The 20,302-nt window shown below is 66.0% G+C and carries 20 protein-coding genes and 1 pseudogene; 10 read left to right on the forward strand and 11 right to left on the reverse strand.

Going from position 1 to position 20,302, the window contains the following annotated elements:
• Window positions 1-4 precede the first annotated feature (4 nt).
• A complete protein-coding gene (fur, locus tag C8C94_RS06440; RefSeq protein ID WP_121420131.1) occupies window positions 5-481 on the forward strand; it encodes a ferric iron uptake transcriptional regulator in 477 nt (158 codons plus the stop codon).
• Window positions 482-559: 78 nt separating this feature from the next.
• Here the strand turns inward: fur and C8C94_RS06445 are convergent.
• The 7 genes and pseudogenes from C8C94_RS06445 to C8C94_RS06475 all read right to left on the reverse strand — a co-directional run bounded on the left by C8C94_RS06445 (window position 560) and on the right by C8C94_RS06475 (window position 8,334).
• Window positions 560-3,385, reverse strand: a pseudogene (locus C8C94_RS06445) (DEAD/DEAH box helicase).
• Window positions 3,386-3,427: 42 nt separating this feature from the next.
• Window positions 3,428-4,150, reverse strand: coding sequence for a hypothetical protein (locus C8C94_RS06450; RefSeq protein WP_233573417.1), 723 nt, complete (start codon window positions 4,148-4,150; stop codon window positions 3,428-3,430).
• Window positions 4,151-4,205: 55 nt separating this feature from the next.
• On the reverse strand, window positions 4,206-5,534 hold the full coding sequence (locus C8C94_RS06455; protein WP_121420132.1) for a HAMP domain-containing sensor histidine kinase: 1,329 nt from the start codon (window positions 5,532-5,534) through the stop codon (window positions 4,206-4,208).
• A 4-nt stretch (window positions 5,535-5,538) separates the two neighbouring features.
• Window positions 5,539-6,228, reverse strand: coding sequence for a response regulator transcription factor (locus C8C94_RS06460; RefSeq protein ID WP_121420133.1), 690 nt, complete (start codon window positions 6,226-6,228; stop codon window positions 5,539-5,541).
• 14 nt (window positions 6,229-6,242) lie between these two features.
• Window positions 6,243-6,788 (reverse strand): cytochrome b/b6 domain-containing protein, encoded by a 546-nt coding sequence (locus tag C8C94_RS06465; protein ID WP_121420134.1) that lies wholly within the window; start codon window positions 6,786-6,788, stop codon window positions 6,243-6,245.
• A 50-nt stretch (window positions 6,789-6,838) separates the two neighbouring features.
• Window positions 6,839-7,096 carry a PepSY domain-containing protein gene (locus C8C94_RS06470; protein ID WP_055395919.1) on the reverse strand — a complete coding sequence of 86 codons (258 nt, stop codon included), beginning with the start codon at window positions 7,094-7,096 and terminating at the stop codon, window positions 6,839-6,841.
• 344 nt (window positions 7,097-7,440) lie between these two features.
• Window positions 7,441-8,334, reverse strand: a complete 894-nt coding sequence (locus C8C94_RS06475; protein ID WP_199731209.1) for a helix-turn-helix transcriptional regulator — start codon at window positions 8,332-8,334, stop codon at window positions 7,441-7,443.
• Between the two features lie 206 nt (window positions 8,335-8,540).
• On the opposite strand from C8C94_RS06475, the gene C8C94_RS06480 reads away from it, so the two are divergent.
• The gene (locus C8C94_RS06480; RefSeq protein ID WP_121420135.1) at window positions 8,541-9,017 is read left to right on the forward strand and encodes a DUF3237 domain-containing protein; all 477 of its coding nucleotides are present in this window, start codon (window positions 8,541-8,543) and stop codon (window positions 9,015-9,017) included.
• An 81-nt stretch (window positions 9,018-9,098) separates the two neighbouring features.
• Window positions 9,099-10,139 carry a tripartite tricarboxylate transporter substrate binding protein gene (locus C8C94_RS06485; protein WP_121420136.1) on the forward strand — a complete coding sequence of 347 codons (1,041 nt, stop codon included), beginning with the start codon at window positions 9,099-9,101 and terminating at the stop codon, window positions 10,137-10,139.
• Between the two features lie 59 nt (window positions 10,140-10,198).
• On the opposite strand, the gene C8C94_RS06490 is transcribed toward C8C94_RS06485, so the two are convergent.
• Both C8C94_RS06490 and C8C94_RS06495 read right to left on the reverse strand, forming a co-directional pair.
• Window positions 10,199-10,702 (reverse strand): hypothetical protein, encoded by a 504-nt coding sequence (locus C8C94_RS06490; protein ID WP_121420137.1) that lies wholly within the window; start codon window positions 10,700-10,702, stop codon window positions 10,199-10,201.
• A gap of 75 nt (window positions 10,703-10,777) precedes the next feature.
• Complete coding sequence (locus tag C8C94_RS06495; protein ID WP_055395928.1) at window positions 10,778-11,029, reverse strand: GlsB/YeaQ/YmgE family stress response membrane protein; 252 nt, start codon at window positions 11,027-11,029, stop codon at window positions 10,778-10,780.
• 280 nt (window positions 11,030-11,309) lie between these two features.
• On the opposite strand from C8C94_RS06495, the gene C8C94_RS06500 reads away from it, so the two are divergent.
• On the forward strand, window positions 11,310-11,696 hold the full coding sequence (locus C8C94_RS06500) for a hypothetical protein (protein WP_121420138.1): 387 nt from the start codon (window positions 11,310-11,312) through the stop codon (window positions 11,694-11,696).
• 20 nt (window positions 11,697-11,716) lie between these two features.
• Here the strand turns inward: C8C94_RS06500 and C8C94_RS06505 are convergent, their stop codons facing one another.
• A complete protein-coding gene (locus C8C94_RS06505; RefSeq protein WP_121420139.1) occupies window positions 11,717-12,292 on the reverse strand; it encodes a C40 family peptidase in 576 nt (191 codons plus the stop codon).
• A gap of 221 nt (window positions 12,293-12,513) precedes the next feature.
• Here C8C94_RS06505 and C8C94_RS06510 point away from each other — a divergent pair, with 221 nt between their 5' ends.
• The 6 genes from C8C94_RS06510 (at window position 12,514) to C8C94_RS06535 (ending at window position 19,149) form a co-directional block, all read left to right on the forward strand.
• Window positions 12,514-13,650: a PQQ-dependent sugar dehydrogenase gene (locus tag C8C94_RS06510; RefSeq protein ID WP_121422737.1), complete on the forward strand. Its 1,137-nt coding sequence runs from the start codon at window positions 12,514-12,516 to the stop codon at window positions 13,648-13,650.
• Window positions 13,651-13,795: 145 nt separating this feature from the next.
• Window positions 13,796-15,412: a thymidine phosphorylase family protein gene (locus tag C8C94_RS06515; protein ID WP_233573419.1), complete on the forward strand. Its 1,617-nt coding sequence runs from the start codon at window positions 13,796-13,798 to the stop codon at window positions 15,410-15,412.
• Window positions 15,413-15,414: 2 nt separating this feature from the next.
• Complete coding sequence (locus C8C94_RS06520; RefSeq protein WP_121420140.1) at window positions 15,415-16,329, forward strand: ribose-phosphate diphosphokinase; 915 nt, start codon at window positions 15,415-15,417, stop codon at window positions 16,327-16,329.
• An 88-nt stretch (window positions 16,330-16,417) separates the two neighbouring features.
• Window positions 16,418-17,023 (forward strand): isochorismatase family protein, encoded by a 606-nt coding sequence (locus tag C8C94_RS06525; protein ID WP_121420141.1) that lies wholly within the window; start codon window positions 16,418-16,420, stop codon window positions 17,021-17,023.
• 112 nt (window positions 17,024-17,135) lie between these two features.
• Window positions 17,136-18,323 carry a hypothetical protein gene (locus C8C94_RS06530; protein ID WP_121420142.1) on the forward strand — a complete coding sequence of 396 codons (1,188 nt, stop codon included), beginning with the start codon at window positions 17,136-17,138 and terminating at the stop codon, window positions 18,321-18,323.
• A gap of 196 nt (window positions 18,324-18,519) precedes the next feature.
• Window positions 18,520-19,149, forward strand: a complete 630-nt coding sequence (locus C8C94_RS06535) for a hypothetical protein (protein ID WP_121420143.1) — start codon at window positions 18,520-18,522, stop codon at window positions 19,147-19,149.
• A gap of 200 nt (window positions 19,150-19,349) precedes the next feature.
• Here the strand turns inward: C8C94_RS06535 and C8C94_RS06540 are convergent, their stop codons facing one another.
• Window positions 19,350-20,276 (reverse strand): Fe-Mn family superoxide dismutase, encoded by a 927-nt coding sequence (locus C8C94_RS06540; protein WP_121420144.1) that lies wholly within the window; start codon window positions 20,274-20,276, stop codon window positions 19,350-19,352.
• Between the last annotated feature and the right edge of the window lie 26 nt (window positions 20,277-20,302).

Consider the following 20,302-nt stretch of genomic DNA (forward strand, 5'->3'; position numbering starts at 1 on the left):
TTTCATGAGCTTGCACCCGAACCCCGGCGTCCGCGCGGACCCGCTCAAGCAGGCAGGGCTTAAGGCCACGCTGCCGCGCATGAGGATCCTGGAGATCTTTCTGGCCGCGCAGGCGGCGCCCGATGGGCTGCGCCACTTCACGGCCGAAGATGTGTACCGGCGCATGCTGCATGAACGCACGGATGTGGGCCAGGCCACGGTGTACCGCGTGCTGGCCCAACTGGAGCAGGCGGGCCTTTTGCGGCGCAGCAGCTTTCAAGCGGACCGCGCGGTGTATGAGCTGGACGACGGTTTGCACCACGACCACCTGGTGTGCCTGGACTGCGGCAAGGTCGAGGAATTCCACGACGCATCCATCGAATCCCGCCAGGCCGAGATTGCACACGCCAAGGGCTTTCGGCTGCAGGAGCATGCGTTGTCGCTCTACGGCACCTGCACGCGTACCGACTGCCCTTCGCGCCCGCAGCGTGCAAAGGTGTGAACTGCGCGAATTGCCTGCATTGCTATATTAGTAATAGCTGCTAGCGCTTGTTGGACAAGCGCTAGAGGCCAAAAACGCTCAAACTTCTGGTGGCTGCAACGGCCGGGGCCGCCGTTTGCCCGTGCCGCCCCAGCGCAGCGCGTCTTCTCCCGGAATGCCCAGCGGGTTGTTGACTGGCTCGCTCAAAGGCGCCAGCAGTGCGTGCAGGTCGGCCTCGCTGAACTTGACCGCGCCTTCAGCATCGTGGCCCAACACGCCCTGGGCCAGCGCGGCCTTGCGGGCTTGAAGCTCCAGCATGCGTTCTTCGATGCTGCCTTCCACCACCAGCTTGTAGACAAACACGGGCTGGTCCTGCCCGATGCGGTGGGCGCGCGCGGTGGCCTGCTCTTCGACGGCGGGGTTCCACCAGGGGTCGAGGTGGATCACGGTGTCGGCGGCGGTGAGGTTCAGGCCCAGACCACCGGCCTTGAGGCTGACGAGCAGGATGGGGGCGCTGGTCCCGTCCTGCGCCTGGAACTGCCGCACCACCGCGCCACGCTGGCGGGGGGGCGTCTGGCCGGTGAGGGTGAGGTAGTGCAGGGCCAGGGTGTCGAGCATCTCGGCTGCCAGGCCTAGCATCTCGGTGAACTGCGAGAACACCAGCACGCGGCGGCCTTCATCGACCAGGGCGGGCAGCATGTCGGCCAGCAGTTCGAGCTTGGCGCGCTCCATGGTGTGGGCGGTCTTCGTGGTTCCTTTGACCAATCGGGGGTCGCAGCAGACCTGGCGCAGTTTCAGCAGTGCATCGAGGATGGTGATCTGCGCGCCGTCAAAGCTCTGGCGCTCCAGCGCACGGCGCACCTGTTTGTCGGCCGTGCTGCGCACGGCCTCGTACAGCTCGCGCTGTTTGCCTTGTAGCTGCACGCGCTGGATGACTTAGGTGCGCGGCGGCAGTTCTGTCGCCACGTCCTGCTTGCGGCGGCGCAGGATGAAGGGGCGCACGCGCTGGGCCAGCAGCTGGGCGCGCAGGGTTTCGCCGTTTTCTTCGATGGGCTTGCGCCAGCGCGCGTTGAAGCTGCGCACATCGCCCAGAAAGCCGGGCATCAAAAAGTCGAACTGGGCCCACAGCTCGCCCAGGTGGTTTTCGAGCGGCGTGCCCGTCAGGCACAGCAGGTGGGGCGCCTGCAGCTTGCGCAGGGCGCGGGCGCTGCGGCTGCCGGCGTTCTTCACCATCTGCGCCTCGTCCAGGATCAGCAGGTGAAACGGCTGCGCGGCCAGCGCGTCCACGTCGCGCCACAGCAGGGGGTAGGTGGTCAGCACCAGGTCGTGGTCGGCCATCTGCAGGTAGCGCTGGCCGCGGCTCGCACCGTGCAGCGCCAGCACGCGCAGGTTGGGGGCCATGCGGGCGGCCTCGGCTTGCCAGTTGAAGAGCAGTGAGGTGGGCAGCACCACCAGGGCGGGGCGGGTCAGGCGCCCGGCCTCCTTTTCGGCCAGCACATGGGCCAGCGCCTGTGCGGTTTTGCCCAGGCCCATGTCGTCGGCCAATATGCCGCCCAAGCCCTGCGCGCGCAGGTACTGCAGCCAGGCCAGGCCCTCCAGTTGATAGGGGCGCAGTTGCACCTGAAGTCCCTGCGGTGCAGCCACCGGCTGGGGCGTGCCGATGGTGCGCAGGCGCTTGGTCAACTGCGCCAGCCCCGCATCGCCCTGCAGCTGCCAGTCGTTGTTCCAGCCATTGACCGTACCCACGCGGTGGGCCAGCACCAGCCCGGCGCGCAGGGCTTCGATGCGGCGGGCCTCCCACGCTCCCAGGTGCAGCGGATCGCCGTCCTTGCGCTGGTTGCGGGTCGGGTCGGTCAGCAGATCGACCATGGCGCCCACGATGGCCTTGAGCGGCCCGGCGGGCGCGTCGATGCGTTTGCCGCCGGGTGCGCGCAGCGAAATGATGGCGATGTCGTCGATGGCGGCCATCTGCTGCGCGTTGAGCCAACGGGCGTCGCGGCGCAACAGGTCGGCCAGCATGGGCGCCAGGTCCAGCGTTTCGCCGTCGATCTCGATACCGAGGCTGAGCAGCCAGGCGCCTTCGCGCTCGGGCAGTTGCAGCTTTTGCACGGGGCGTTCGCGTGCGGCCAGCGGGCCGTCCACCTCCTTGCCCAGCAGCTCGCCGGTGTCAGGGGCGATCAGCAGCTTCCAGCGCAACACGGGCACGCTTTCGTGCGCAAAGCCGGGCTGCACCACCACGCTCCAGCCCTCGGCGCGCAGTTGGGGGATCTGTTCGGCCCAGAAGTCGCCAAAGTGGGCCTCCTGCGCCAGCGTCCACACGGGGCCCAGCGTGGCGGCTGCGGCGCGGTGGCGCCATTGCAGCTTGTTCGCATCGACGGGGATCAGGCCCAGATCCCACACGCGGTCCATGGCGTCGGCCTCGGCGCCCAGGTTGCGCTGCATGCGCACAACCGGGCCGCCGGTGTCGAACAGGTCTTGCACGGGGCCCGGGCGCGCGTTGAGGATGGACGTGGGGGCAGGCGTCTGCCAGTGGGCGCCATCATCAGTGCGGTAGGTCCAGTCAATCTGCACCAGCGTCACGCTGTCGCCGCGCGGCCCCAGCTTGCCCTGGGGCGCCATGCCCAGCAGGCCGTCGCCCCGGCCCAGGGTCATGAGGGTGATGCGCGGGCGGAAGTGGCCGGTGGTTATGCCAGAGTTGTGGGCGCTTTCGGGGGCAGGGCGGTCGGGTTGAACAGACGTGGGGGGCTCATCGTTGCGCAGCAGCGCCATTACGCGTGCGGCTTCCGCATCACTCAGGGGCGCTAGCGCCTGCAGCTGGGCTGGCCCGGCCTGGGTGCGCAGGGCCAGCACCCAGGCCTGTACCAACGCCGCCCGGTCAGCGCGGGACGGGATGGGTTTTGTGGGGCGGGCACCGGATGCAGGCATAGGCCGCCGATTGTGCCGTGCCGGCGGCGTCCCGGACTGCGCCTAGAACTCCCAGGCCATGCCCACCTGGCTGAACGTGCGGCCGTTGCCACGGCCCACGGCGGCGGATGCTTTGAGCCCGTCGGTGATGGCGTAGCGCAGGCCCACGGCCTTGTCCGGGCGCGACCTTTGTTCGCCGTACACCTCAGACGTGAGCTGCAGTTGTTCAGTAAGCGGAATCTCATAGCCCACGGCCCAGGTGGCCGCACGGTGGCGGGCGCCTTGTGCCCTGACGGTTTTGTGGCCGGCATTGAGGTGCAGCACCTGCGCATTGGCCAACCGGTAGCTGGCCAGCGCTGTGAGGGCGGTTTCGCGCTCGGTGAAACGCTGTGGGGTGGCGTGGTCGCGAACGCGGGTGTGGCCCATGTCGAACCGCGCCCCCACCGACCAGCCTGTTTCGTTCTGGATGGGCACCCACTTCACACCCCAGCCATGCCCGTGGAAGGTGGTGGATGCACCCATGGCCGTGTCTTTGGCGCGTGCCAGCGAGACCTCCATTTCCAGCTGTGGCGCGACGCCAGCGCCAAAAAGCAGCTCGGCACCTCGGGTCTTGTCATCGCGGCCGAAGACACCTTCGAGCTTCATGGCGCCTTGGGTCAGCGTGCCCGCATCGTCGGCGTGCATGGGCGCTTCGGCGTGGGCGTGCAAGGCGCTTGCCAGGCTGGACAGTGCGATGCAAAGGGGCGCGATTTGCGAGGGTTTTGTGGCTTTGGGGGGGCGTCTCATGGGGTCTCTCTTTGTAGTGGGATTCGAATTATTGCGGGGCGGGTCAGGCGCATCGTCAGTCCGTAGAACGGGGCAGGGCGGCAGGCCATCGCAGCTCAATGCCAAAGCCCGGAGCACAGTCTGGCAGCACCGTGTGGCCCCCGTGCGCGCGCGCCACCAGGTCGGCCAGCACCAGCCCCAGGCCGCGCATGGCGCTGCCTTCGCCATAGGCCTGCTGCTGCAGCGATTGCTGTAAACGGACTTTGGTGTGGGGCTGGCAGCCATCGCCATCGTCCTGCACGCGCAACACGGTGTCGGCGCCCTCCTGCAGCGCCGTGATGGTGACCTGGTGGGCGTTGAAACGGTGCGAGTTGTCCAGCAGGTTCAGCAGGGCGGCGGCCAGCAGATCGGGGTCGGCGTCCACTGGGGTGGTTTGTTGGATGGAGATGGCCATGTCGTGAAACGCCAGCGCATCGATGAGCTGGCGCAGGTCAACGTTTTGGCGCTGTGGCTCCATGCCGCTGCGAAACATCATCAGCAGCGCCTGCATGACCCGACCGAGCCTGCCCGCAGCGTCGCGCGCGCGCACCAGGCGCGGCCTTATCGACTCGGGCGCCTCTTTGATCGCCAGGGCCAGTTGCACGTCGATACCCGCCACCGGCGTGCGCAGGGCATGGGCCGCGTGCGAGGTGAACGCGCGTTCGCTGATGATCCGCTGCGCCAGCCGGTGCCCCAGGTCGCCAATGGCCTGCTCGATGGGATGCAGCTCCTGCCTCGGTGCGGCCTTGGGCGCGGTGGCGGGCCGAAGGGGGTCATAGTGCTGAACGCTTTGGCCCAGGGCGCCCAGCGGGCGAAGCTCCTGGCGGATGCGCCAGTTCATCAGCAGGGCCGACAGCAGGCCCATCGACAGCGCCGCCATCAGCGTGTACCAGACCACTTCACCGTGCACCTCGTCGCGCTCCGTGCGGCTTTGTGCCACCACCAGGAATTGCCCGGGGCGCTGGCTGAATACCGACGTGAAGGCGCGCCATTGCCCGTCTTGCGTCCAGGTGATCGCCTCGGTGGGGGCGGTTTGCAAGGCCAGCTCGGGGGCCTTGTGCGAGCGGCTTTTCACGCGGCCCGACGGCGCGTCCACCACCTGCCAGACCAGGTGTTCCTCATACGAAAAGTGTTTGGTGGCGCTTTGGCCGCTGGTGGCCAGATCGGGCTGGATGGCCATGACGCTGTGAAAAATCTCAGCAGCCTCTCGCAGTTCCTGGTCCATGAGTTCGCCCATTTCGTGGGCGATCACGTACCAGACGACCACGGAGGTCAACAGGCCGAACGCGATGGAGATAAACAGCAGCGATTGGACGAGCCGCCCCCGGATGGACGGCGGTTTTGTCTCGCCCGTGCGCATACCCATGTCGTTAGCCCGTAGAGGCCGTTAGGGCCATCGGCGGGGAAACGGGTGCAGGAATGCGGTAGCCCATGCCCCGCACCGTCTGGATCACGTCCTTGCCCAATTTGCTGCGCAGATTGAAAACGTGCACCTGCAGCGCGTTGCTGGCCAGGTCGCTGTCCAGCCCCAGCACCAGTGCCTCCAGATCCGACGCGGAAACCGTGCGCCCCGCGCGCAACACCAGCGCCTCCAGCACCGCCCATTCACGGGCGGTCAACTCCACCCGCTGGCCGTGCAGCCGCACTTCCTTGTCGGCCAGCAGCACCTCCACCGCGCCAAATGCCTTGCTGGGAGTGCCGCCGGTCATCCGTCGGGACAGTGCACGCAGCCGGGCACACAACTCCTCGGGGGCAAAGGGCTTGACGAGAAAATCGTCAGCACCGCTGTCCAGCCCATGGATGCGATCACTGAGCATGTCACGCGCGGTGAGCACCAGGGCCGGTGTCTTAGCCCCTTTGGCGCGCAGGCTGCGCAGCCAGTCGAGGGCGGAGCCATCGGGCAGGTTCCAGTCCAGCAGCCAGGCGTCGTAGGGCTCTATGATCAAACCCCGGGCTTGCGCCAGGGTGGTGCACCAGTCCACCAGATAGCCGTCGTGCTGCAGAAAATCCCGCAAGCCTTCGCCCAGAGTGTGATCGTCTTCCAGCAGCAACAGTCGCATGCGAACCTGGTCCGTCAAAAGTGCTGCTTGGTGCCGGTGACCATGGCCCGCACGAGGCGCACCCGCTCCAGCCGCCCCATCACGATGGCCGCCGCAGCGTGCAACCCTGCCGCCAGCAGCAGTCCGTTGGCCAGCACCTCGTGCAACTCCATCAGCCATTCTTCGCCGAAGAATGTGTCGGTGGTTTGCATCCACCCCGTCACGCCCAGGGCCAGAACGATGGCCATCAAGACCAGCATCATCAGCGCCCCGAGGGGGTTGTGGCCCACGTAGACCGGATGCTCGCCATTGCGAAGTGCGCCCAGGTGCTTTGCCAGCCTGCGCGGGGTGGGGAAAAAGTCGCTGAACCGCGCGTGCCGGCTGCCCACGAAGCCCCAGACCAGTCGCGCCAGCACCAGGGCGCTGGCGGTGTAGCCCACCCACTCGTGTGCTGTTTTTCCGGGCTCCAGAACCAACTGGTTCAGGACCACGCAGCTCACCAGGCTCCAGTGAAAAATGCGGACAAACGGGTCCCACACCTTGGTGGCGGCAGGGGGGTGGTGGAGAGGGACGGGCTTCATGGGCGACTCGGGGTGCAGGCGAGGGGCAGGACGGGACGCTTCGCTGAGGCTTACTTACGCTCGATTTCAGCGCCAGTGGCGGGGTCGAAATAGATCTCCACCTTCTTGCCCGCCTTGTCCAGACCGTAGATTTCGTAGCACTTGCCTTTGCTGACCTTGAAGGTCCGGATCTGGTAGCCCTGCTTTTCGAGCCCGGCCTTGAAGTCGGCTTCTTTCATCCATTTTTCTTCTGGAACATTGCAGGTGGGGCCCGCAAATACAGCGGTAGAACCAAGGGCGAGAACAAGGGCGGTGATGTGCAGTTTCATGGTGAATGTTGGTGTCAGTGGGTTTGAACATGTGGACTGACTGCCCACAAACTGCATTGGACGCGGCCAAGATTAAGTGGGGATGAAGCCGCACTGCGGCGCGCCGGACACAGGCCACAGATGCGCTGCACCTCCAGGAAAACTTTTGTTAACAAGGGGGATGGTGGAAGGTGCTGCGGTGAGTGGGGCCGCCGCAGACAACGCAAGGACAGCCTTCGGCAGCCAATTGGCTTGGGGGACGGCTCTGCGCCTGCATACACCGCTGGCTGTAGCGCAACCGAGCTGTTCCGTTCGCGAAGGACTTGTCCCCAGCGTCGCCCCTTACCTGGGCAGTGGCCTTCGTGCTAACCGCTCAGCACCCGCGCAAACAGCTCGTTGCGAAAGTGGATGCCCAGGCGCGCAAAGGCGCGGTTGCGGTAGGTTTTGACGGTGGGCACGCCCAGCCCCAGGTCGCTGGCGATGCCCTCGTGTGTCATGCCCTGCAGCAGGCGGGCACACACGTCCAGCTCGCGGTCCGTGAAGTCGGCGTGCACACGCAGCAGGCGCTCACGCAGCGCGGGCAAGCTGGCGGGCAGGGGGCCGTGCCGGGCAGGGTGTTCGGCCTGCGGCAATGCCAAGCCGGCGCTTCCAGACCGTGGCCAGGCGGCGGGTGCCAGGGTGTCGCTGTGCGACAGTGCAATGTGTTTGCGTGCCAGCGCCAGCAGCACGGGCGCCACCGCCTCGAAGCCGCCGATGTGGGCATCGCGGAAGGGTTTTTGGTGCTGGTGGCGGTAGAAGTTGACGGCAAATACCGATCCATCGCTTTCGTATTCGACCACCGACACGCGCTCGGCCACGCCATGGGCCTCGTACACCCGGGCGCGGTGCTCTCCATCGACCTCCCGGGCCGTCAGGTGGCACAGGCGGGTAGGGGATTCTGCGGGCGCCGCTTCGTCAAAGGAGCGGCCCCAGGTGCGGTCATGGCGGTAGGGGCCTGAGAGGTAGGCCCACCAGCAGTCCTGCGTGGTGTCTGGCACGCCCAGGCTGGCCGACATGAACAGCGTGGGCTTGCAGCGATGCCCTGTGCGGTACACCGACCACGAGGCAGCCGGCAGCACGGGGGCCAGGTCCTGCAGCAAGCCCGACGCAAAACCGGGTTCGCCCAGCCGGTGCACCATGCCCGCCAGCGCATGGCCCGCCGGGCCCGTGGTGGCCTGCCTGCCGGTGGCAGACGGTGGGGAAGGGGTCCATTGCCTCATGGCGGGCAGGGGTGGGGGTTACGCCGTGTCATTGCGTTGTCATCCTCTGGGATGACAGGGGGTTTGCGCCACGGGATTTACGCTAGGTTCATAACCAATAGGGTTTACGCAAACCGGGATGCAGCGGCCGCCTCGCTCTGGGGTGAACCGCTTGCCTGAACCCTGTTTGCGTAAGTCATGACTCATTCTGCAGCCCAAGCCCTCTTATGCCTGACCTACCGACCCTGGCCGAACCTCGGCTGAAGTTCTTTGCCGATCTGCGTGTGGAAGTGGGGGCACCCCAGCAGGTGGGGCAGACCGTGCATGGCCTGCGCCGCCTGATTCCCATCACCGGCGGTACCGCCACGGGCGATGGCTGGAGCGCCCGGGTGCTGCCAGGCGGTGCGGATTTTCAGCTCATCGTGAATGACCGGCTGTCAGAGCTGGATGCGCGCTACGTGCTGGAGACCGACGCAGGCGACTTCATCTATGTACAGAACCGGGCCGTGCGCTCCGGGCCGCCGGAGCTGATTGCCCGCCTGGTGCGCGGCGAGCCGGTGGACCCGGAGCAAATCTACTTCCGCTGCAGCCCGAGCTTCGAGACCGCTGCCCCCGCGCTCTCCTGGATGGGCGAGCGCATGTTTGTGGGCACGGGTGCCCGCTATCCCGACGCTGTGGTCATGCGGTTTTTCGAGCTGCTTTAGGAGCCAGGCTCTTCGTTCTGACCACCCCACGCTGCATTCTTTTTTCCCTTGACCACACTGACAGAACTCCTGGAGACAACCATGACGCCTTCTTTCCATTCCGCCCCCGCCGCCGATGCACGAAAAAGCGGCACACGCCGCACACTGCTTGCCGCAGCGGTCACTCTGGCCGCCAGCCTGCTGCCCTGGTCGGGCGCGCAGGCGCAAGCCAGTGGCGGCGCGTATCCGAACAAGCCGGTGCGCATCATCGTGGGCTTTCCGGCGGGCACGGGGCCCGATATCGTGGCGCGCCTGCTGGCGCAAAAGTTGTCGGAAGGCTGGGGCAACCTGGGCGTGATCGTGGACAACAAACCCGGCGCTGGTGGCCTCATTGCAGCGGGCGAAGCAGCCCGCGCCGCGCCGGACGGCTACACGATCATGCTGGGCGAGACGGGCCAGCTCAGCATCGCCCCGAGCAGCTACAACAAGCTGCCCTACGACCCGGCCAAGGACTTCGCCGCTGTGAGCCAGGTGGTCACGTCCGACTTTGTGCTGCTGGTCAACCCCCAAAAGGTGCCGGCACGCAACGTGAAGGAGTTTGTGGACTGGACCAAGCAGCAGAAGGGCCTGTTCCTGGCCACCTTTGGCGCCGGCACTCCGGGGCATTTTGGCGCCTTCATGTTTGGGGACGCGGTCAAGCTCAAGCCAGAGCCCGTGCACTACAAGAACACGTCGGATGCGCTGGGCGGCCTGTTCAGTGGCGACGTGCAGGGCGTGTTTGCCAGCGTGGGGCTGGCCGCGCCCAACGTGAAGGCTGGAAAGCTCGCCGCGCTGGGCACCACCGGGGCCACGCGCACGCCCACGCTGCCCGATGTGCCCACCATCAAGGAGCAGGGCTACGCCAATCTGGAGTTCTCATCGTGGTTTGGCATCGTGGCACCCGCCAAGACGCCCCCCGAGATCATTGCCAAGCTCAATGCCGACATCGTGCGGGCCGTGCAGTCGCCTGAAGGCAAGGCGAAGATGGAAGAGGCCGGTTTCCGCGTGACGGGCACCAGCCAGCAGGATTTTGCTCGCACCATTGCCGCCGACACGGTGACCTGGGGCAAAGCGGTGGCCGCCACGGGTTTCAAGGCCGATTGATGCGCCCAGACGCTAGGGTCACGCCATCTGCGGCTAGCCCTCGCAGGTTCTCAGCAGGATTACCGAGATGCCTTGGGTGCGGGCAACTGCAGCTGTGCCTCCTGCACCACGCGAACGCAGTCCTTCAAGTGCTGCTCGCCCAGGTAGCGCAGCGTGGCATAGCCAATGGTGGCAGCCACAGCCTGTCCCGCGAGGGGAACATACTTGGCGGCCTGTTTGGTCGTCAGGCGAAGACCCACGGTCTGCGTGGCGCGGATGACCAGCTCGCGCGTGATCAGCTTGCCGATCAGCACCGACCCCACAAGGCTCACCGCTTTTTGCACCTGCTCGCGCTTGTTCGGGTCGAGTTGGTCAATCTGCGCCGCCGACAGGCCGAACTCGGCATTGATCTGCGGTAGCAGGCGTGAGAGCAGTGCGGCATCCACCGCCCAATCGAGCCCGGGCACGGGCACGGCACTGGCGGCGGCAGCCATCAGGGCACGCCGATGGAGCAATTTGCGGCTGCGTTGCACGGCGGCAGCCAAGGCGGGATTGCCAGCTGCCATCTGCAGGGAAGTGGGCATGGTTGGGTGGTATTGAATGAAATGTCGGTAAAAGAAGGAGCGGCTGCCAACAGTAGCAGTGAATCCATCATTTCATCAGTTTTTGCCCTTCACAAGGCTGTATACCGCCAGCAGCAGCATGGCGCCCACCACCGAAGCGATCCAGCCTGCGGCCTCGCCCTGCTGGTACCAGCCCATGGCCAGGCCCAGATAGCTGGCCAGAAATGAACCCGCCACCCCGAGCAGTGCGGTCATGATCCACCCCAGCTTGTCATCCCCCGGCTTGAAGGCCCGGGCCAGAAGGCCCACCACCAAACCGACCACCAGCGTTCCGATCAATGACACCATAATTGTTTCCCCTTGTGTTGTTACGACGGCGATGCGCTGACTCTAAAGAAGGCGTGAAAGTGGAGGTGTCGGACAACGCGCCCTGTGGGCGTCCCGTCTGGTGGCGCGCCGTCGCCTGTTCTCGCCGTGCATTCGCTCCGCGTGTCGGTGCCGTTGGATGACGCTGCAAGCGGTCGGTAGCGGGTTGTGGGTGCTGTCTGACATCCTGGTGCGGCGGGTGCTTGCCAAGCCAGCGTGCGCTGGGCCCTACATTCAAACGTCTGCACTTTAAGGAAGACTGATGACCCAAACCCCCAAGACCCGTTCTTTCTCCCTGGTGTTGATGGCCGCGCTGGCCCTGGGGGGCGCCGTGGCGCTGCCCACCACTGCGGCCGCACAAAATGGCGATGAGGCTTCGCTGGCGCGCGGTGCGGTACCGGACACGACCCCTCAGCAACGCTACCAGACCGCCATCCGCGAGGCAGGCGGTGGCCTCAAGGTCAGCCTGGAGGAATGCCGCACCATGGCTGCGGCGGAGCGCAGAAGCTGTGAGTCCCAGGCCCGGGCACGCTATCAGGCCGACATGGCCACTGCCAAAGCCATGTTGCGCGACCCTTCGCTGGGCCCGGTGAATGTGGTGGGAGGCCCGATCCGCAGCACCGAAACGGTGTACGAAATCAAAAAGTAACCGGTGCCGCAGGCCGGCAGTTACTTTGCTTGCGCGGTGTCGCCGTCGGCAGTGCCCGCCACGCGGCGCGCACCATTGAAGCGGCGGGCCCAGTAGGCTACGCCCATGTCTTCCACACGGATCTGGGCGCCGCTGCGGGGAGCATGGATGAACTTGTTGTCCCCCACGTAGATGCCCACGTGGCTGAAATTGCGGCGCATGGTGTTGAAGAACACCAGATCACCCGGCTGGAGTTCTTTTTTGTCGATGATCTGGGTGGCGGCAGCTTGCTGATCTGCACGGCGGGGCAGCAAAAGGCCCACGGTCTGTTCGTACATGGCACGCACGAAGCCGCTGCAGTCAAAGCCTGTTTCGGCACTGCTGCCACCACGCTTATAGGGCACGCCCAGAAACCCCATGGCGTTGACCACCAGAGAAGATGCCTGGTCCGCCACGGTGTGGGCCCGGTCCGCCACCTTGTGGCTCACGTCTTCCAGCCGCGTCAGCAGGCCTTTGTCCGTGATGAAACGGTCCATATCGTCAGGGTTTGCCGCTTGCGGCGCAGCCTGGGCGGTGGTGGCGCAGGCCAGGAGAAGTATGCAAAGCCATCGGGACATGGGGGCGAAGGGTAACACGCAACGCTTGCTTATCGAAAATAATCACCTTTGCAAGCCGTTGATTTCGTTGAAGTAAATCAAAACCCCGGGTTTCCCCAGGGATCACAAGGCCCTGGAAGCCCCTGCAGGCACACTCCGACGATGCACCTCGGGCGTCGCCCGGGGGCGGGTGGTTTCCACCGCTTTTTCAGGAGCGCAGCCTTATGAAATTCAAGTCAAAAATGCCTCCAGCGCTTGCTGTAAAAGCGCAAGCAGCTATCTTTTTGGTAGTGACAGGGGTTTCAGTCAGTGCTGAAGCCCAGAACACCACACCGGCGGTGGCGCTGGTGCCAGTGGCCCAGGGCCTGGATCACCCTTGGGCGGTGGCCTTTTTGCCGCAGGGGCAGTTTCTGATCACTGAGCGGCCGGGGCGCTTGCGGGTTGTCAGTGCCAGCGGGCAGGTCAGCCCCCCACTGGCCGGGGTGCCTGCTGTGGCAGCAGGCGGGCAGGGCGGCCTGCTGGATGTGGTGACGGACACTGCCTTTGCCCGCAACCGCCGCATCTTCTTTTGTTTTTCCGAGCCAGCAGCGGCGGGCGCACGCGGCAACAGCACGACGCTGGCCCGGGCCACGCTGTCCGAGGATGCTCGCAGCCTGCAGGACGTCAAGGTGATCTTCAGCCAGCGGCCCAAGGTCGACAGCAGCCTGCATTTTGGCTGCCGCATCGTGCAGGCGGCGGACGGCAACCTGTTCCTGACCCTGGGTGACCGCTACCACCGCAAGGACGATGCCCAAAAGCTCGACAACCACCACGGCAAGATCATCCGCGTCACCCCCGAAGGCGCCGTGCCGCCCGACAACCCGTTCGCCAAACAACCTGGCGCCTTGCCCGAGATCTGGAGCTACGGCCACCGCAACCCCCAGGGCGCAACGCTGGGGCCTGAGGGCAAGCTGTGGATGCACGAGCACGGCCCTCAGGGTGGCGACGAAATCAACCAACCCCAGCCGGGCCGCAACTACGGTTGGCCGGTGATTACCTATGGCGAAAACTACGGCGGCGGCAAACTGGGCGAAGGCACAGCCAAGGCGGGCATGGAGCAGCCGCTGCACTACTGGGTGCCGTCGATTGCGCCGTCGGGCATGGCTTTTCTGACCAGCACGCGCTATGGCGCAACCTGGCAGGGCAGCCTGTTCATCGGTTCGCTCAAATTTGGCACCCTGCACCGCCTGGAGGTGGCGGGCGGCAAGGTACAGCGTGAGGAAAAACTGCTGCAAGGCAATGGCGAACGCATCCGTGATGTCCGCCAGGGGCCGGATGGTCTGCTCTATATGGTGACCGACAGCCCACAAGGCCGGTTGCTGCGGCTGCAGCCGAACTGACAAGCGTGAGACCGGGTGTGAAACCGCCGCAGGAGGCATGGCAGTCTTGACCTAGGTCATGGCGGCTGAAAGATCTACTCTCCAGACGCCGTCGCGCGGGGTGTTCCCAGGGTCTTGGTGGTCACTTTGGAGTTAGGCTGACGCGATGCATTCCGAGCCGTCCTCTTCTTCCTCTCCTGCCTCTGATCCCGCAGAGCCATCCGCTTCGGCCGACGCGCCGCCCCGGTCTCAGCTGGCCCTGCGCCGCGTGGCCATCGACACCTGGCGCGAAAACGTCGCCTACCTGCACCGCGACTGCGCCGTGTATCGGGCCGAGGGCTTCCAGGCCCTGTCCAAGATCGAGGTGCGCGCCAATGGCCGCCGTATCCTGGCCACGGTGAACGTGGTGGACGACCCTGCCATCGTGGGTTGCAACGAGCTGGGCCTGTCGGAAGACGCGTTTGCCCAGCTGGGCGTGGACAACGGCCATACCGTGTCGGTCGCGCAGGCCGAGCCGCCCGAATCCATGGGTGCGCTGTTCCGCAAGATCGCCAGCGAGCGCCTCACCCGCGAAGACTTTGGCGCCATCGTGCGCGACATCGCCGACCACCGGTACTCCAAGATCGAACTCACCGCCTTTGTAGTGGCCTGCCACCGCAGCGAGCTGGACCGGGAGGAGGTGTTCTTCCTCACCGATGCCATGGTGGCCAGCGGCCGGCGCCTGGACTGGCACGAACCGCTGGTGGTGGACAAGCACTGCATTGGCGGCATCCCCGGCAACCGCACCACCATGCTGGTCGTGCCCATCGTCGCGGCGCACGGCATGTTGTGCCCCAAGACGTCTTCGCGCGCCATCACATCCCCTGCCGGCACGGCCGACACCATGGAGGTTCTGGCAAAGGTCGAGCTGCCGCTGGAACAGCTGGCCGACATCGTGCGCGACTACCGGGGCTGCCTGGCCTGGGGCGGCACGGCCAACCTGTCGCCCGCCGACGATGTGCTGATCTCGGTGGAGCGGCCGCTGTCCATCGACTCTGCCGGGCAGATGGTGGCGTCCATCCTGTCCAAGAAGGTGGCGGCCGGTGCCACGCACCTCGTGCTCGACATCCCCATCGGCCCCACGGCCAAGGTGCGCTCCATGCCCGACGCGCAGCGCCTGCGCCGCCTCTTTGAATATGTGGCGCGGCGCATGGGCCTGTCGCTGGACGTGGTCATCACCGATGGCCGCCAGCCCGTGGGCAACGGCGTGGGCCCGGTGCTGGAGGCGCGCGATGTGATGCGCGTGCTGCAGAACGATCCGCGCGCACCCGACGACCTGCGGCAGAAGGCGCTGCGCCTGGCTGGGCGCCTGATCGAGTGCGACCCTGATGTGCGCGGCGGCGACGGCTACGCGATTGCGCGCGACATTCTTGATTCTGGCCGGGCGCTCGCGCGCATGAACGCCATCATCGCTGCGCAGGGCAGTACCGGGTTTGACCACAACCACCCGGCGCTCGGTGCCCTCACGCTTGACGTGGTGGCACCCGCCAGCGGCGTGGTGGCGGGCATCGACAACTACCAGATCGCCCGCGTGGCCCGACTGGCAGGGGCCCCCAAGGTGCCCGGCGCCGGGGTGGATCTGATGCACAAGCTGGGCGACACCGTGGCTGCCGGGGACGTGCTGTACCGCGTGCACGCCAGCTACCCCGCCGACCTGGAGTTTGCGCGCCACGCGTGCGAGCGTGACACCGGCTACCGCCTGGGGACCGCTGACGAGGTGCCCAAGGTTTTTGTGGAGTTCTGACAGTGACTGTTGCCCCCCACCAAGCGTGTCTGCTGTACTTTGCTGACGAAGAGGCCCCTGCGCTGCGCCTGGCGCAGGCAGCGGGCATGACTGCCCAGGCCATCGAGCGCCACCGCTTCCCCGATGGTGAACTCAAGCTGCGTTTGCCCGTCAACGCGGCGGGCCGCCTGCCCCGGCGGGTGGTGCTGCTGCGCAGCCTGCACCTGCCCAACGAAAAGCTGGTGGAACTGCTGCTGGCCGCGCGCACGGCCCGCAGCCTGGGCGCGCAGCAGCTCACGCTGGTAGCGCCGTACCTGGCCTATATGCGGCAGGACATCGCCTTCCACCCTGGCGAGGCCGTGAGCCAGCAGGTGGTGGGCGGGTTCCTGGCAGGGTTGTTCGATGCCGTGATCACGGTGGACCCGCACCTGCACCGCATCGAGCGGCTGGAGCAGGCCATCCCTGTGCCGCAGGCGGTGGTGCTCAGCGGCGCCGAGCCACTGGCCGACCTGATTGCTGAACGCCGCCCGAACGCGCTGCTGGTGGGGCCCGACGGCGAATCCGCCCAGTGGATCGCACAAGCCGCTGCGCGCCACGGCTTTGACCATGCCGTGTGCACCAAGGTGCGCCATGGTGACCGCCATGTGGCCATCGAACTGCCACCACTCAACGCCCAGGGGAGGGCGGTGGTGTTGCTGGACGACATGGCCAGCACCGGCCGCACGCTGGCGCTGGCCGCGCGGCTGCTGCTGCAGGCGGGTGCCGCCTCGGTGGATGTGGCTGTGACGCACGCACTGTTTGCGGGCGATGCGCTGCAGGTGCTGCATGAAGCCGGGGTGGGGGAGGTGTGGAGCACGGACTGCATCCCGCACCCGAGCAACGCCGTGGCCATGGCCGGGCCGCTGGCCACCGCGCTGCAGTCCGTCCTTCGCACCTGAAAACCCCGGGCTCGGGCTGCGACAATGCGCCATTGCCTCCGACGCTGCGCCCGCACAGCGATTCAACGAACACAGAAACGGTCCCACCATGCTGCTTGACGCCACCGAATCCCAACTCGTCCTGGTCGATTACCAGGAGCGCCTGATGCCCGCCATCTTTGAAGGCCCCGCCGTGCTGGCCAACGCCCGCCGCCTGGCCGAGGTGGCCCGCATGCTTGACGTGCCCGTGTGGGGCACCGAGCAAAACCCCTCGCGCCTGGGTGCGAACGACCCCGCGCTGCGCGCCCTGTGCCAGAAAACCCTGGCCAAGATGCACTTCAGTGCCGCCGAAGAAGGCCTGGGCGAATGGCTGCGCCCCCCGGCCAAGCCCCAGCAGGGCGGCAACGCGCGCAGCCTGCCCAAGCACCTTCAAAAACCCGCTCAACAGGAGCCCGAGCGCGGCACCATCGTCATTGCCGGGTGCGAAGCCCATGTCTGCCTGCTGCAGACCGCGCTTGATTTGCTGGAGGACGAGTTTGAGGTGTGGGTGGTGACCGACGCTTGCGGCTCGCGCACCGAACGCAACCGCGACGCCGCCTTCGACCGCCTGGCCGGCGCGGGCGCCGAGCTGGTGACCACCGAGATGGTGGCGTTTGAATGGCTGGGCACCTGCGAGCACCCGGCGTTCAAGGATGTGCTGGGCTTGATCAAGTAGCCAGTTTTTGAGTCTTTTTGCCCTCTGGCGCTTATCTATCAAGCGCTAGCAGCTATCGAAATAGTAGTATTCGTTAGGCACCACCGAGGGCGCTGATTGCTCCCATTCGCCCATGTCCCCTGTCTTGATTGGCCTCGTTCTGCTCGTGGTGTTGCTGGTCCTGAATGTCCAGGCCACCCGCCAGATTGTGCGCACCGGTCTGCAAGGTTTTCGAAAAACGATGCTGACGGGCGGTGTGTGGGTGCTGCCGTTCCTGGGCGCCTGGCTGGTGAAGATCCACCTGCAGTCCACCGCAGTGCCGGCGCCCGGTGAATCTGGTGCAGGGGAGGCCGAGCCAGCCCCTGAGCACCTTGAGGCGCCAGGCGTTGCGAGTTTTGACGTACGGGGGCATCTGCAAAACACACAGAATCTGCCGCAGCTGGATTGGCCCGCGCTGGACGCCTGGGCCCACGGCGCGGGCGATCGCGCACCGGCGGCCGTGGCCGACGCGCTGAACCAGGGCCGACGCGCCTGGCTGCTGCACCTGCGCGATGCGCTGGGCACGCACATGCATCTGCACGAAGGGGCGGATTGCTTCATCCTGTCGCCGCTGGAACCGTCAGTGGCGCGTGCCACCGCGCGCTATGTGACCACCACACGTCAGCGCATCGACCGGCTGCTGGCGGGCATGGCGCATTTCCCCGTGGCCGAAAAAAGCATCTTGCTCGTGCTGGATGACGAGGACACCTACTACCACTACGTCGCGCAGTTCTATGGATCGGACGGCGAGTTTGCGCGCAGCGGCGGCATGTTCATCCAGTTCGGCTGCCCGCATTTTGTGGTCGTGGCGGCCGACCTTGCAGCCATCGAGCCGGTGATTGCCCACGAGATGACGCACAGCGCGCTGGCCCACCTGCACCTGCCCACCTGGCTGGACGAGGGCCTGGCTGTCAACACCGAGCGCCGCCTGAAGGGCGCGCCACCGGCACAGCACCCCCCCGCGCAACTGCACCATCTGCACCAACGCTTCTGGACGCCCGAGCGCATGCAGGAGTTCTGGGCGGGCACGTCGTTTCAGCGCACCGACGACGGCAACCTGCTGTCGTATGAGCTGGCGCGCATTCTGGTGGACCACATGGCGCGCGACTGGGCCGCGTTTACCGCTTTTGTGACCACAGCGCAGCGCCGCGATGCCGGGGCACAAGCTGCGGTCGAGGTGTTGTCCGTGGACCTGGGGAGCAGTGTGGGCGCCTTGCTGGACATTGTCGATAACGAGGGCTGGGCGCCAGACCCTGCGCGTTGGGGTGGGGCCGCGGCGTGAGGTAGCACTGGTCAGCGGCGGTCATCTAATTGAAGACACCCGAGCGCCCAAAGCCTATGCTTGGGCAGCCCAACAAGGTGGTTTTTTCATGTACCGACGTTTTTATTCTTCGTCTTCCCCTGTTTTTTGGGTCAACTTGCGCCGCGCGGCGCCTGAAGGGGCGAGGCGGTCGTTCTTTACGTCGTGTGCATGGCTATTGGCGACGTTCACGACGTTGGCGGCGCTCAGTGGCTGCAGTGCAGTCCCACAGGCCGCGGATCCCAACTCCGACGCCCCCGAGGCGGCGTTTGCCCCGCGTGGCCCATTCATCGACGCGCCGACATACGACGAAGCGCTGCAGCGCTGGCAGAGCCCAGAAGACATCAACGCCTGGATTGGCGCGCGGTTCCGGTACGACACAGACCGCGCGATGCAGCTGTCTGAAACCCAGCGCCAGGCCAGCGGGCGCATGCCCATCCTGGCGCCTGACGCCTTTTTTGCAGCCCCCCGCGGCGTGTGTGTGGACGTGGCCCGTTTTGCGCTGGAGACGCTGCGAACCCTGCAACCCGGCGTGCAGCCGCGCTACCTGATGATCGAGTTCGACCCCGTCTCTGTGCGCGGCAACACGCTGCGCCGACACTGGCTGGTGTCGTTCGAACGGGGCGGGCAGCATTATTTTTTTGCCGATTCCAAACGCCCCGGCCACATCGCCGGGCCGTACGCAAGCGTGCAGGCCTTTGTGGACGAATACGCGCACTACCGCGGGCGGCGCATTGTGGCTTTCAGCGAGCGGGAGTCCTATGAGCGCAGGCTGCGCACCCGGGCGGTTGCTGAACCGGCATCGTGAGATGGGTAGAGGTTTGGGCCGCCTCTGAGTGAGCCAAGGTATGACGCATGGAATGGGCCCAAACCCCGATCATTGCGGCACACGGGGCCGCGATTAGAAATAGGAGTTTTTTTGCCTCTAGCGCTTATCTGACAAGCGCTGATTGCTATCAATTTTAGAGATACGACGAAGCTGTGGACGGGTGTCCAGTCAGTCCCGGCTCAACCCGTGGGCAATGCTGAGGCTTTGGCCTGCACCGGTTGGCCCGCCGCGATCCAGCCGTCGATGCCACCTTGCAGAAAACGCGCCTTGATGCCTGCGGCACGCAGGCGCAACGCGGTGGAACGGCTGACCTCGTGGCCATAGACGCAGTACACCACCACCTCTTCGTCGGTCGGCAGCTCACCGGCCCAGGCGTCGATGGCCACTGGGTCGCGCCAGGGGGCATTGGGCAGGATGGTGGTGGCGGCGTTGTAAACACCAGCGCGGCGCACATCGATGCGATGGCGTGCCTGCTGCGCGTCTTGTACCGATGCCTCCAAGCCCTCGCTGGCGGCGTGGACCGCGCGCTGGTAGCGCTCGTACACGGCAGGCCAGTCGATATTGGCCATGAAGGCATCGACATACGCGCCCGCTGCAGCGCCGTGGTCGAGGTGGTAGGCATGTTCATACATGTCCAACGCGAGGATGGGCACCCCACCGGAAGCAGCCTGGGTGTGGTCGCTGGCCCACTGGTTGACGAGCGTGCCATCGCGCGGCTGGAACACCAGCAGCACCCATCCCGAGCCGCCGCCCAGTGCCTTGCCCATGGCGACAAACTCTTCACGCCAGCGCTCCGCGCTGCCGAAGCTGGCCGCCAGGGCCAGCAACATGCCGGGGGCAGGGGCGGCGCCACCGCCGCCCAGGCTGCCAAAGTACAGTTCGTGCAGCAGCATCGAATTGCTGGCGATCAGCTCCTCGCGCTTGAGTCCGTTGACGACAAAGCCGGGCGTGGAGGCAAAGTCCAGCCCCGAGAGCTGCGCCCGGATGGCGTTGAGCCGCGCCACCGCACCGCCATAGTTGTTCTGGTGGTGGCTGCGCAGCAGCCTTTCGGACAGCCCGGGCAGCGTGGCCGGGTCAAGGGGAAGGGCTTGGGGACGTGCTTGCATGGGGATACTCCCGGGAAGTGGATGAC

This window comes from Acidovorax sp. 94 (assembly GCF_003634645.1).
Lineage (GTDB): Bacteria > Pseudomonadota > Gammaproteobacteria > Burkholderiales > Burkholderiaceae_C > Acidovorax > Acidovorax facilis.